Source organism: Bacillus sp. FSL M7-0307 (assembly GCF_038627835.1).
Lineage (GTDB): Bacteria > Bacillota > Bacilli > Bacillales > Bacillaceae > Bacillus > Bacillus altitudinis.
Genome location: NZ_CP152023.1, coordinates 1,094,347 through 1,107,567, shown reverse-complemented (window position 1 = coordinate 1,107,567; position 13,221 = coordinate 1,094,347). Strand labels below are relative to the sequence as shown.

15 protein-coding genes are annotated in these 13,221 nt (G+C 40.8%); 4 read left to right on the top strand and 11 right to left on the bottom strand.

The annotated features are described in order from the left end of the window. Positions 1-10: 10 nt before the first annotated feature. From argJ to MHI41_RS05515, 6 genes are all read right to left on the bottom strand, one after another. Positions 11-1,231, bottom strand: a complete 1,221-nt coding sequence (argJ, locus tag MHI41_RS05540) for a bifunctional ornithine acetyltransferase/N-acetylglutamate synthase (RefSeq protein WP_039167371.1) — start codon at positions 1,229-1,231, stop codon at positions 11-13. 20 nt (positions 1,232-1,251) lie between these two features. Further along, positions 1,252-2,289, bottom strand: a complete 1,038-nt coding sequence (argC, locus tag MHI41_RS05535; RefSeq protein ID WP_342494624.1) for an N-acetyl-gamma-glutamyl-phosphate reductase — start codon at positions 2,287-2,289, stop codon at positions 1,252-1,254. Positions 2,290-2,427: 138 nt separating this feature from the next. Further along, complete coding sequence (locus MHI41_RS05530) at positions 2,428-2,976, bottom strand: MFS transporter (protein ID WP_224559532.1); 549 nt, start codon at positions 2,974-2,976, stop codon at positions 2,428-2,430. Beyond that, complete coding sequence (locus MHI41_RS05525) at positions 2,973-4,418, bottom strand: FAD-binding oxidoreductase (RefSeq protein WP_342494623.1); 1,446 nt, start codon at positions 4,416-4,418, stop codon at positions 2,973-2,975. The genes MHI41_RS05530 and MHI41_RS05525 overlap by 4 nt, the downstream gene beginning before the upstream one ends. 116 nt (positions 4,419-4,534) lie before the next feature. Next, on the bottom strand, positions 4,535-4,843 hold the full coding sequence (locus tag MHI41_RS05520; RefSeq protein ID WP_003211530.1) for a metal-sulfur cluster assembly factor: 309 nt from the start codon (positions 4,841-4,843) through the stop codon (positions 4,535-4,537). A 46-nt stretch (positions 4,844-4,889) separates the two neighbouring features. Then, positions 4,890-5,675, bottom strand: a complete 786-nt coding sequence (locus MHI41_RS05515) for an alpha/beta fold hydrolase (protein WP_282833512.1) — start codon at positions 5,673-5,675, stop codon at positions 4,890-4,892. Positions 5,676-5,812: 137 nt separating this feature from the next. Between MHI41_RS05515 and MHI41_RS05510 the strand changes: the two genes are divergently transcribed. The 3 genes from MHI41_RS05510 to MHI41_RS05500 all read left to right on the top strand — a co-directional run bounded on the left by MHI41_RS05510 (position 5,813) and on the right by MHI41_RS05500 (position 7,054). After that, positions 5,813-6,625: a Cof-type HAD-IIB family hydrolase gene (locus MHI41_RS05510; RefSeq protein ID WP_007499065.1), complete on the top strand. Its 813-nt coding sequence runs from the start codon at positions 5,813-5,815 to the stop codon at positions 6,623-6,625. Positions 6,626-6,713: 88 nt separating this feature from the next. Next, positions 6,714-6,866, top strand: coding sequence for a competence protein (locus MHI41_RS05505; RefSeq protein ID WP_342494622.1), 153 nt, complete (start codon positions 6,714-6,716; stop codon positions 6,864-6,866). After that, complete coding sequence (locus tag MHI41_RS05500; RefSeq protein ID WP_008348541.1) at positions 6,863-7,054, top strand: DUF3813 domain-containing protein; 192 nt, start codon at positions 6,863-6,865, stop codon at positions 7,052-7,054. The genes MHI41_RS05505 and MHI41_RS05500 overlap by 4 nt, the downstream gene beginning before the upstream one ends. Before the next feature lie 44 nt (positions 7,055-7,098). On the opposite strand, the gene MHI41_RS05495 is transcribed toward MHI41_RS05500, so the two are convergent. Further along, positions 7,099-7,554, bottom strand: coding sequence for a BsuPI-related putative proteinase inhibitor (locus MHI41_RS05495; RefSeq protein WP_076821895.1), 456 nt, complete (start codon positions 7,552-7,554; stop codon positions 7,099-7,101). A 14-nt stretch (positions 7,555-7,568) separates the two neighbouring features. Beyond that, positions 7,569-8,411 carry a YitT family protein gene (locus MHI41_RS05490; RefSeq protein WP_113747603.1) on the bottom strand — a complete coding sequence of 281 codons (843 nt, stop codon included), beginning with the start codon at positions 8,409-8,411 and terminating at the stop codon, positions 7,569-7,571. A gap of 141 nt (positions 8,412-8,552) precedes the next feature. On the opposite strand from MHI41_RS05490, the gene MHI41_RS05485 reads away from it, so the two are divergent. Then, positions 8,553-9,410 (top strand): DegV family protein, encoded by an 858-nt coding sequence (locus MHI41_RS05485; RefSeq protein ID WP_008348544.1) that lies wholly within the window; start codon positions 8,553-8,555, stop codon positions 9,408-9,410. Between the two features lie 41 nt (positions 9,411-9,451). On the opposite strand, the gene MHI41_RS05480 is transcribed toward MHI41_RS05485, so the two are convergent. The 3 genes from MHI41_RS05480 to MHI41_RS05470 form a co-directional block, all read right to left on the bottom strand. Then, complete coding sequence (locus MHI41_RS05480; RefSeq protein WP_116306700.1) at positions 9,452-11,101, bottom strand: methyl-accepting chemotaxis protein; 1,650 nt, start codon at positions 11,099-11,101, stop codon at positions 9,452-9,454. Continuing rightward, on the bottom strand, positions 11,098-12,075 hold the full coding sequence (locus MHI41_RS05475; RefSeq protein ID WP_144740717.1) for a BMP family ABC transporter substrate-binding protein: 978 nt from the start codon (positions 12,073-12,075) through the stop codon (positions 11,098-11,100). Before MHI41_RS05475 ends, MHI41_RS05480 begins: the two co-directional genes overlap by 4 nt. A gap of 157 nt (positions 12,076-12,232) precedes the next feature. Next, positions 12,233-13,081, bottom strand: a complete 849-nt coding sequence (locus MHI41_RS05470) for a S1 RNA-binding domain-containing protein (RefSeq protein WP_017366998.1) — start codon at positions 13,079-13,081, stop codon at positions 12,233-12,235. Positions 13,082-13,221 lie beyond the last annotated feature (140 nt).

Genomic DNA, 13,221 nt, shown 5'->3' with positions numbered 1-13,221 from the left:
ATCTCCTTCATTATGTGCGATAGCTCGCGTTAATTTTCACATAATCATAGGTAAGGTCACAGCCCCATGCTGCCGCTTCACCATTTCCTTCATTCATTTGAATGAAAATCGTAATCTCATCCTGCTCTAGATACGCTTTTGCTTCCTCTTCTGAGAAAGACTGAGGTTCATTATGTTTAAACAGACATTGCCCGCCTAAGTAAACTTCAACCTCTTCTGGCGTGACAGAAGCTGCGCTATGACCGATTGCTCCGATAATCCGGCCCCAGTTGGCGTCCGTGCCGTATACGGCTGTTTTCACAAGACTAGAACCTACGATTTTTTTTGCAATAATACCAGCTTCTAAGTTGTTTTTTGCACCAACAACTTTCGCTTCGATTAATTTGGTTGCGCCTTCTCCGTCTCTTGCAATCTCTTTTGCTAGATCTTCACAGGCTAGTTTTAATCCTTCTTTAAACAATGGCCATTCTGGATGTTCTTCATTCAGTGCCTGGTTCTCTGCCATTCCATTTGCCATCACAAGCACCATATCGTTAGTTGATGTTTCTCCATCGACGGTAATTTGATTAAACGTCACATCTGTGATGTCACGAAGAGCATTTTGCAAAGCTTCTTGTTCGACATTTGCATCGGTTGTGACAAACCCGAGCATTGTTGCCATGTTCGGATGAATCATACCAGAGCCTTTTGCTGCACCAGAAATGAGAATCTCTTTCCCGTCTATCGTCAAGGAGTATGTCGTATTTTTAATGACTGTATCTGTTGTTAAGATCGCTTCTTCAAAGTGGCCATTTCCTGCTTTTGCTTCTTTTAGCTGAGCGATGCCTGTTTTGATTTTATCCATATCCAGACACTCTCCAATGACACCAGTAGAAGAAACGGCAATGTAATCAGGCTCTGTGCCTAACATGTCTGCACAGGCTGCCTGCATGTCGTATGCATCTTTTAATCCCTGCTCACCTGTGCATGCGTTGGCGATCGCACTATTGACAATGACACCTTTTAGTTTGCCCGTCTTTTTTAAGCTTTTTTGTGTCACTTGTAAAGGAGCAGCTTGAAAGTGACTTTGAGTGTATACCGCTGCACTCGCTGCTGGTACTTCACTGATGATCAAGCCAAGGTCTTTTTTTGAATAGCGTAATCCTATATGAATCCCCTTTGCTTCAAAACCTTTTGGTGATGATACGTCCCCGTCAATTTTGACAATACTTTTTTCATTCAATTCGATCATGTTTGTTGTCTCCCCTGTTCTTATGGATAGAGAGGTGTCATTGTGAGGCCCGCCTCTTCATGTAAGCCTTTGATGATGTTGAAGTTTTGAACCGCTTGGCCGGCTGCACCTTTCATGAGATTATCTATGACAGATACAATCGTCAGTCTACCTGTTCGCTCATCTAAATGAAAACCAATGTCACAGAAGTTACTGCCGTATACTTCTTTTGTTTGCGGATATATCCCGTGATCTTTCACTCTTACAAAATAGGAATCTTCATAAAAATCCTTCATCCGTTTCATTAATTCTTCTTTTGTGACATCTGATTTCAATTGTGTATACATCGTCGCCATAATCCCTCTTGTCATCGGGACAAGGTGTGTTGAAAATGTGATGTTCGCCGTTTGCGGGTTCCATTCTCTAAGTACTTGTTCTATTTCAGGTGTGTGCTGATGTTCATTCACCTTATAAATTTTAAAGTTATCGTTCAGCTCTGAAAAATGTGTGCCAAGTGAGGCTGATCGTCCTGCACCGGACACCCCGGTTTTTGCATCTATTATGATCATAGATTCATCGATTAATTTCTGTTTCATCAGCGGTGCTAAACCTAGAAGAACTGCAGTAGGAAAGCAGCCTGGGTTTGCAATGACTTCCGCTTGCTTAATGGTTTCACGATTCAATTCAGATAATCCGTATACAGCTTGTTGAACCGATGCTTCATCCGCTGCCCTTCGTTTATACCACGCTTCATAAACAGTTCCATCTTGAATGCGCAAGTCACCTGATAAATCAATAACTGGCACCCCTTGATTCATGAGCTTCGGTGTGAGTTCACTTGAAACGCCTGCTGGTGTCGCTAAAAACACAGCATCTGTTTCTTGCACAATGGCAGCCGGATCAATGGCTTTTAATGTTTGGTCAGTAATCGTTGTCAGATGCGGATAAGATTGACTGTATAATTGCCCATCACCACTTGATGAATACAATATACATTCCTCCACATGTGGATGCTGCTTAAAGATACGAACTAATTCCGCACCACCGTACCCTGTAGCACCTATAATACCTATTTTCAACGTCAATACACCCTCTTGATCTTTGTGAAATTATTTAACATTATAACATGTATAAAAATTAATTCAATTGTATATTTAATATTTGTTTTCATTTTTTTTCATAAAAAAATCCACATATCTTCGTGAGACATGCGGATTTTATCTATTGTTCTTCATATTGAGGACCAGAAGCGCACTGCATAAATATAATAGGGAACTTGCATAAAAAATCAAATGAATGGTGAAGAAATCAGCAAAAAGGCCGCCAAGCATAATGGCGATGGATGAAAAAAGCGCTGTCCAAAAATGATAGTGCCCAACTTCTTTCATTCGCTTTTTCTCATTTGTGAGTTCGGTGACGAGTAGTTTCTCTCCGTGTTTCTGAACACCCCCAAGCGCACCAAGCGCAAGCTGAATCATATAGACTTGCTCTACTTCTGTGATATGTGGAAAAAGGAGAAGAAGAAAGGCCATACCAAACGAATGAATGATTAAAAAGAGGCGTCTGTCCGTCGTTTCAGGAAGTTTTCCTAATAATAAATGAATGAACGCACCGCTCAAACCAAACAGACCATAGGCAAGACCAAATTGAGAATAGCTCGACCCAACATTTTTAATAAAAAGAATATAAAAAGGGAAAATGAGACTACTGGCGAAAAACAGTAGACTTTGTGAATAGACGAACCATTTCATTGCTTTAGCATTCATTGTGTATTGTACCTTTCATAAAAGTAGTTGATAAATCTGCCATCTGGATCTGCTTGCTTTTTCTTTTGAAAGAATAGATCGGTTTTTGGATACGCTTGTTTCATTTGTGCTTTCGTTTGATACGGCATGTATGGTAAGTAATAGCTTCCATGGTGCCGCAAGGTGATATCTGTCATTTGCCGGATGACCCGCTCCGCTTCTGCCTTCTCTTCTTTCTCAAAACCATAATTCACTAACAAAACAAGTGCAAACATATCTTCTTTCGCATATGAGAGATCCGCTTTTTCATTTTTTTGTACGTAGCGGATCGTGATGTTCATTAAATTCAATTCTTCCTGTTGTAAAAAGCTTCTCATGTCATCGATATACGCACGAAAACGATCAACTGGAACAAAGTATTCTTGAAGCACATCGGTATCTGACTCATTTTCATATTCTAAAAAAGCAGAATCAGACCGCATCACGTTATTTCTTGTGATCAGCTGGTCATTTTGACTTTGAAAATACTTCTTTTGCAAGTTCCATAGCAAATCTTTCCCCATATCAAATCTTCTCGAAAGGCCGAGCATAAATTTCAAAGGGATGACGAGCTGATCTTCTTTGAGCTCGCGGTATGGATCGATCTGTTGATCAAAAGTAAGCGAATAATTCGTCACATACATCTCTTTCAAAAAATTTGTTTTCGCTGTAGAGATTCTTGCGAGATGCATGCGCACTTCTTTATTGTTCTTTACATGCTTTTGAAAATAATCAGTGTATTCATCGAAGTGTAAAGAGGTTGTCTCCATTTTATATAATTCATCCTTTGTTAAGGAAAGCTCAACATCTAAAATGACACCGAATAAGCCGTATCCTCCAATCACAGCAGTAAATAAATCATCGCTAGGCTTTACTGTGATGATCTCTCCATCTGCTTTTAACAGTGTGAAAGAGCGCACAGTGTCAATGAGTGAGCCGTAGCGAATGTCACGTCCATGTGCATTTGCACTTAACGAGCCACCAATCGTAAAGATGTTTTGAGATTGCATCACCTTTACTGCAAGACCATATGGGTTCACATATTTTTGAATATCATCCCATGTGGCGCCGCTTTGGACCCGAATGGTCTTCTTTTTTTCATTAAATGATACGATTCGGCGAAATTTCGTCATGTCTAGTACAATGCCATTTTCATAATACGTGTGGCCGCCCATACTATGCTGCTTTCCGGCGATTGAAATGGGCAGATTTTTCTCTTTTGCTTCTTCTAATACTTCTTTTAAAGATTCTATTTCTTTTCCTTGCACGACTTTTTTTATTTTGACCGGCATGAGGTGACTCACATCTGTAAACGCCTCAAGTCCTTGTCTTTTGTGTGCTTGACCTTCACGTATAGAGACTGATGCAAAAAAGGCAGCGCCATATCCCATCAAAAGAACGATCCATATCCACTTTCGTTTCATTATAGGTACTCCGTTCTATAAAATTACATCCATTATATCAAGCCATACTCCTCCTCTACCTTAATTTTTCATAAAAAAACCTGGCATGAGTTCAACTCATACCAGGTCGTATTTACTTATTGAATACCAAGCGCAATTTTTGCGTATCTTGACATTTTGTCACGTGTCCAAGGTGGATTCCAGACGATGTGAACTTCTGTTTCTTTCACTTCAGGCAAGTCACTTAATGCTTTTTTCACTTCATCCACGATAACTGGTGCAAGGGGACACCCCATTGATGTTAAAGTCATTGTGATATCCGCTTTTCCATTCTCATCAAGATCGACATCATAGACAAGTCCAAGGTTGACGATGTCTACGTTTAACTCAGGGTCAATCACCTGTTCTAGGGCGCCTAAAATATTTTCTTTCAATGCTTCATCCATGATATCCACTCCTTTTTCAACTAGTATAACGTACTTTTCCTTTTGGCTAAACGTTTGTGCTTTTCAGATGTGTCACAAACCAATCAATCGTTTCAAACATCGCTTGTCTTGAGACCTTATGGCCAGCCTGTCCATCTGTAATAAAACGAATCAGGTGCGGATCTTCTTTATATTGGGTTTCTGCTAACTCGTCATAAAGAGCTTTTGCATGTCTGTAAGGGACAACTGGATCGTTTTCTGCATGCCAGAATAACAGCGGTCTTTTGTTTAGTCGATCTGTTTGCAGCGTTAAATCATAAGGACGCAGAGCGTCTAATTGCTGATTGACTTCTTCGTCCGTGATATCTTTCATCAACCCTTTGTGCCGCATGTCCATAATTTGTGCTTGTAGGAATGTCGTATATTTCGGACTGCCCATCAAGCTGACTGCCGCTTTAATCCAATCATGTTTTGCGAGTGCACCAAAGGTCGTAATCCCTCCCATAGATGTACCTGCAACACCTATTAGATCGGCTTCAATCAATTGTTTTTCTTGAAAATATGTTTTTAAGATATCGATTTCACGTATTTCGTTCAGGACGATTTCCCAAAACTTTGATGCCAGTTCCTCTAAGCTGAGGTTTTCTGACCTTACACCATGATAAGCACAGTCAGGCAAAATGACTCTCATGCCTTTTTCCGCCAAATGAAAGGCGAAGTGTAAGTTGTGCTCGCGCGCACTTGTAAATCCATGTATAAAAAATACAAGTGGCAGCGGTTTATCTTTATTTTCAGCTTTTACGATATGTAAAAATGGAATATCGTGCGTCATTTGCTCATCAATGGTGATCACAGCCTATGAATCCTCCTTTATCATTCCCGTCTTTGTTTATTTTAACATGTAGACAACGAAGATGTGATAAAGATACACTATAGGTGGAGGCACCCGCACCAGCTGCCTCCTATTACTTACAGATCAAAGGAGATTTTATGGAGACTAAACCTTATCTAATCGCACTTGACCTGGATGGCACGTTATTAAAAGACGATAAAACGATTTCAGCACGCACACTTGATGTCATTCAAAAAGTGAAAGACAGCGGGCATCATGTCTGTATTTCAACTGGCCGGCCATTTCGTTCCAGCTCTCCTTATTATCAGCAATTGCAGCTCGATTCACCGATTGTGAACTTTAATGGAGCGTTTGTCCATCATCCTCTTGATGAAAAATGGGGCAGATTTCACACATCACTTGATCTTCAAGTCGTGAAACAGCTTGTGGATATTAGTGAGGAATATAAAGTACACAATGTGTTAGCTGAAGTGCTAGACGATTTGTATTTCCATTATCATGATGAAAAGCTCATTGATATATTTAATATGAATGCAAACAAAGTGACCGTTGGAGACCTTCGGAACAATCTTGGAGAGAATGTCACTAGCGTCTTAATTCACGCAAAAGAAGAAGACGTCGGAGCGATCCGGAGCTATTTGACAGATGTTCATGCAGAAGTGATTGACCACAGACGCTGGGCTGCTCCGTGGCACGTCATTGAAATCATTAAAACAGGCATGAACAAAGCCGTTGGACTGCAAAAGATCAGTGATTATTACGGTGTGCCTCAGGAGCGGATTGTGGCATTCGGAGATGAAGACAATGATTTAGAGATGCTTGAATTTGCTGGATGCGGGGTTGCAATGGGCAACGGGATTGATGCAGTGAAACGTGTCTCTAATGAAGTGACAGATACGAATGAACAAGATGGGATTGCAAAATTCCTAACGAATTACTTCTCGCTTTAATTTTTCCATTCATACATAGCAGGTCGAAGCGGGCATACTACCGTTAGACAGGTTGTCCTGTCAGCTTGTGTAAAGGGGCGGATTCCGAATGGGTAAAAGAAGCAAATCGAAACGCTTTATACAACAAGGTAAAGATTCAGACAGTCTGCATGACGCACGTTTTCCGTATCGTTCCACACTTGAAGAAGCTGCGGAGGACAGGGGAAATATGAAGACTGATGCTTCTGGAGGTTCATTGTGAGAAACGAACTTTTTGATCAAGCCAAATCATTTACTGAAGAAGCCCTTACTTCTTCATTTCCATCTGGTTTAGAGCGTCAACAAGCAGTTCAGCGAGCGAAAAACGCCGTATCATCTGCATTTGCTAATTCGACAGATGCAGAAAGAAACCAGCTGCATACGTTCCAAGACCTGCTTGATGATCTTTAACGGTAAAAAAGCTGTCCATTTTCTGGACAGCTTTTCTTATTCTCTTATTTCACTTGGAACGTTTTCTTCTCAGTGATTTGCTTTAGCCCTTCTGCTTTTCCTTTAAATGTGACGACCGCTTCATACGTCCCCGGCTCCACACCGTTTGACCACGTATCTTGGAAGTCATATGTTTCATCTGCTTTCAGCACAAAGGATTGGATCGCTTGTGTAAACATACGGTCTTTCGAGTAACGGTATTTTTCATTTCCATCTTCATCGTACACACTCAATTCGAATTTTTGGCTTGTGTTAAACGTGAATTCAATATCTCGATCCGATTCATTTTTTAGTGACATATTAAATTGAACCGAAGAACCTTTTTGGACGGGGTCTACTGTGAGTACAACGGTTTTTTCTCCCATTTGACCGGATACCTCCTTGTCTGGTTCATCCTTTTTTTGTTGCCCACAAGCTGTTAAAACCAATAGAACGAGAAAAAGCACTAACCCTTTTTTCATCTTCTACCCACCTTTTAATCTCGTCTGAAAAATCCAAGAATATTGGTTGTTTGAACAATATTTGTAAAGGCTTTTGGATCGACTTCCTTTATAATTTGTTCAAGTTCATACAGCTCATACCTTGTAATGACAATGACCATCATTTCTTTTTGTTCATTGGTAAATGCCCCTTTGGCCGGAACAGTCGTAATCCCTCTGACCATTTTTCCATAAATGGCTTCTTTGATTTCATCTGCTTTCTTTGTCACAATCATGGCGGTCAGCTTTTCATGTCTCGTATGGATGGCATCAATTACCCTAGTCGTCACATATAATGTGACAAGGGTATATAAAGCTTTCTCCCAACCTTGTAACAATCCTGCTGTAAAAATGATAATTCCGTTTAAAATGAAGAAATACGTGCCGACTGGTTTGTCTTTCCATTTCGCTAAAATCATCGCAATAATGTCAAGGCCGCCTGTAGATGCCCCATATTTCAGTGTAATCCCAATGCCAAGTGCAGAAATGACTCCGCCAAATACAGCATTTAATAAAATATCTTCAGAAACACTTGTCTCTGGTAAAATGCCGAGGAAAATCGTTGTCAGTACCACACTAATAATGCTATACAAAGTAAAGGAACGACCAACCTTCATCCAGCCTAAAATGCCGACCGGAATGTTTAAAATAAATAACAGGATCCCTGTTGATAAATAAAACGGTGCATATTGATCGATTAAACTGGATAACAGCTGGGCTACCCCCGTAAAACCACTTGCATATACGTCAGCAGGGATTAAAAATAAATTCAGCCCAATCGCATTGAGTAAGGCACCAATGACGACGACGATGAGTTTTTTTGCTTCTCCAATGAACATGTTGTCATTCCTCCACTTACCATTCTCTCTATGGTTTTCCCTAAAATTTAGAATTTGAACACGAAAAGATGATTTTCTATGATATAGTTAGGCTAAAAAGATGTAAAATATGGTTGATTTTTTTAGAAAGAAGGGATTTTGATGACCGTTCATATCATAGCAGACAGTGCTGCTGATCTGCCTCTTTCTTATTATGATGAACAAAACATGACACTCATTCCGCTGCGTGTGTTACTCGGCGAGCAGGAATTTGAGGATTTGATTACCATTGAACCAAAACAAGTATTTGATGCGATGAGACAAGGTGCAAGTCCAAAAACATCACAAGCTTCACCGAACCGGATAAAGGAAGCCTTTGTTTCTGCAGCACAAACCCATACATCGGCTATTTATGTTGCCTTTTCATCAGAGCTTTCAGGTACATACCAAACCGCTGTGATGATGGCAAACGAAGTGAAGGAAGAATACCCTGATTTCGATTTGCGGATCATTGATTCTAAATGTGCTTCACTTGGTTATGGACTAGCTGTCAAACACGCTCAATCACTTGCCATTGACGGAAATACAATACAAGAAATTGAAACGTCTGTAAAGCATTTTTGTGAATCTTTACAACATATTTTTACTGTAGACGATTTATCGTATTTAGCAAGAGGCGGAAGAATCAGTAAAGCGTCCGCATTTGTTGGCGGATTGTTAAGTATTAAACCCATTTTACACGTTGAGGATGGAAAACTGATACCCCTTGAAAAAATTCGTGGCCGTAAAAAATTGTTAAAACGCATTATCGAGCTAATGAAAGAACGCGGATCTGACTGGTCCAGCCAAACTGTTGGCATTAGTCATGGAGATGACCCTGCACTTGCAGAAGAAATGAGACAATTAATCGAAGCCGAATTTCATCCAAAAGAAATCGACATCCAGGTCATCGGCGCGGCTGTCGGGTCCCACTCAGGCCCTAGCACACTTGCCATCTTCTTTACAGGCAGCCCATCATAAAAAGCACCCTTCCCTGAATCATCACGGGAAGGGTGCTTTTCTTATGATAGCTTAAATCGGTGAACGGTTTCGTTTAACCTTGCCGTCATACTCATCAGTTCTTCTACTTGTTTGTTCATTTGATGGAAAGATTGCAGTTGTTCGTTTGCCGAGGCAGAAATTTCTTCGCTGCCCGCTGCCGTTTCTTCTACAACGGCACTAATATTTTCAATCGAGTGCAGCACTTGTCCGCCAAGCTCTGTTGATTGAATAATTTGGTCATTTAAGACCGCCATTTCTTGCTTAATATGTTGTGCTTTTGTTTCTATATCTTCAAAGGAGTGTGAGGTTTTGTCCATTGCATCTTGCTGCTGAAGTGATAGCTTGACCCCTTCTTGTACAGTTTGGCTAATGGATTGAATGCCTTTTTCAATATGACTCACCATGTCAAAAATTTGTCTTGTTGCACGAGACGATTCATCTGCCAGCTTACGAATTTCGTCCGCTACGACGGCAAACCCTTTGCCTGCTTCTCCTGCTCTTGCCGCTTCAATCGCCGCATTGAGTGAGAGGAGGTTTGTCTGGTCCGCAATGTCAGAAACCGTTTTGGCCATTGCGGAGATTCCACTTGCGTACTGAGTGAATTCTCCTGCAGACTCTTCAATTTGTCTCGTCGCACGTGTATTTTTTTCAATGGCTGCTTTTGTTTCTGTTAACGTGTGCTTTCCGCTTTCTACCGCTTCAATGGCATCCTCTGTACTACGAATGACTGTATGTGATCTTTCGGAATTCTTACGGCCATGTGAATCCATTTTCTCAATCAAACTAACGCCATGCTGAAGGTCTTCTGAAATCGCTTGTGAACCATTTGCCATTTCGTCTGTCGATACAGACACTTGATTGGCCGATTCCATAAGCTTTTTGTTTTCATCATCTAGCTGAATCGAGAATGATTCTACTTGGCTTGAGACATGGCTGATTTCTTGAATCAAGCTAATCAGCTGATCCGTCATTTGATTGAACGACTCATTTAATCCGCCGATTTCATCTTTACGCTTGATGTTCATCCGCTCTACAGCGAGGTTTCCTTCGGCAATCTGTTTTGCCCGGTAAGAAAGGGATTTGATTGGTGTCACAATGGATCTCGTTAAACCAATATTTAAAAAGACGGCGATGACAATCAGCGTGAGGGCTGCGACAGATGCGCTTGTAATGATCCTTTGCACATTGTCTGCCGCCTCCTCTAAATGGTATTCATACGCTTCTTGTGCTCTTTTATTCATCGTATGCACGTCGTTTAAAACACCGTCAATTCTGGCAGCCACTCGTCTGGCATCAGAGGCATTTTTTTCACCAATGGCATTGTTTGCTTCTTGCGTCCATGTGTCAAACTTTGAATTTAACCGTGTTAGGGCTTCTTTGTTCATATTTCCTGCGTTTTTGTTTAACGTTTGCAGCTGTTTTTTCGCTGTCGATATATCGTTTTGAACGACCTCTAGCTGTTCATCTGAAAGGGTCATGGAATAATTGGTCATGGCTTGTTCGACACTTTCAAAGCTTGCCTTCGTTTTTTGTACGTTCAGTAAGGTTTGAACTTCTGTTTCGCTTGATGACTGAATCTTTGTCATACTCACAATAATAAAGGCAATTACGCCAACCGCTAAAAGAAGTGAAATGAGTGAGTTGAGCAAAATTTTGATGCGTAAGCTCATGATGCTGCCCCCTCTTCTTTCAGAAGTGTCTGCTTCAGTCCATTTAATTTTTTGGTTAATTTCTCAGCATCTTTGAGCACCCGGATTCTTGCCATATCGATTCCGTCATTACTTAAGTCATAAACGATATGCCCGCTTTTGATTTTGCTGCTTTTGACGAGCTGTTCGCTGAATTGATAGACGACTTCATCGACTTTTTTGACCATAGACGAAATAACGGCTTTTTCAGCTGTATAATACTGATCACTGTCCACACCGATTGCATATTTGCCTTGCGTTTGCGCTTCTTTTAATACACCAACACCCGTATAACCGGCTGCGGCATATAAAACATCTGCTTTCTTTTTGATCATGTCTTTCGCTATTTTACTGCCTTTGCCTGCATCACTAAATGTGCCAGCATACGTGGATACAATCTTGATGTTCGGATTCACTGATTTTGCACCTTTTTGATAGCCTTGTTCAAATCGGTGGATAACCTCTGCATCGACTCCGCCAACAAAACCAATGACATCACTTTTTGTTGTCATGGCAGCAAGTGCTCCCGCTAAATAGCTGCCCTGCTCTTCTTTAAAAGTCACTGATGTGACATTTTTCAGTTCAGACACAGCATCAATGAGTAAAAATTGCTTTTTCGGATATTTTTTCGCTACCTTTTCTAAGTCTTCTTGCATACTGAAACCTACACCGATGATCAGGTCATTTCCATCTTTCACAAGCTCGGTCAGCCCTTTTTCATATGTATCGGTTTCTGCAATTTCTCTATAATCGAATTCAATGCCAAGCTCATCACGTGCTTTTTCTAATCCTTTAAATGATGAATCGTTAAATGATTGATCACCAAGACCATCATCCGTCAGCATGACACCAATATGCTTCGCATTTGATATCGGTGGTCCTCCCTGCTGATTGCTGCATGAGGCGAGCACCATGATCATAGCTGCCATCAGAAGTAATGAAATCTTCACTTTCATCCAAAAACACACTCCTTTTATCATCCTTACCCCTTATTTATCGGATTTGAGAGTCATTGTTTCAATGATAAAGTGAAGGATTTTCAGCTTTTTTCATGACTTTTTTCACTGAAAAAAACCATTATTTATGACAAAAATAAAAAAAGTGAGCAAATGCTCACTTTTTCTCGTATGTCCATCCTTCTTTTTGGTAAACAAGATCATTTTTCATCAGATGACCTAGTGCTCGTTTGAAGGCTGCTTTGCTCATTTGAAATCTTTCCCGGATATCTTCTGGATCACTTTTATCCCCGTAAGGCATTGCACCGTTTCTCGTTCTCATATAAGTTAAGATTTCTTCTGCATCGACTGATAACGCATCCTGCTTTCTCGGAAGCAGTGACACATTGACAGTTCCATCCTCTTTCACTGCAATCACGCGTCCAGTCACGGTCGATCCGAGTCTTGGTTCTTCTTTCCGCTCAGTACGATGGATAAATCCTCTAATCCCTGTATCAGTCAGCATAAAGGAACCTGTCGCAATTAAGCGATAAATTGTCCCCGTGATTTCTTTGTTCATTAACGTTTCTGGCGCCTCAGTAAACAATTCACTGATCACATCTTCAGTGGCTGGTTTTGCGAACATTCTCCCGTAACTTGTCACTTTGAGCATACAGTATAGTTTGTCGCCTTTTTTCGGCCACGCTTCCTCAAAAGGCGGGAGGTGTTCAGTTGCAACAAGTGCATCCTTTGACAAACCTATATCGACAAAAGCACCCATATCTTCTACAACGTCTACGACTTCTACCCAGTCGTATGTATGTGCATTGATTTTAGGAATTTTCATCGTCGCTGCCAGTCTTTCCTCATGATCTACATATAAGTAGACCTCTACTTCATCACGATCTCCAATATCCTCTGTCATCTCACTGCGATGTAGGAGGACAGAATCTTCTCCATCTGTTAAAAAGTAGCCGTATTCCATCTCGTTATCTATTTGCAAGGTCAGTTGCTCACCTGGTCTCATGTTCTCTTCCTTCCTATCTGCCCTTAAAAGAGCGTTCGTTCATCTTTTGATTCACTTTATTCTACTATACTTCTGTCATCATGAACATCTCTAGTTCTGTTAGCTAAAGTGGACAAACTGCACTTGAATTATACCGCATG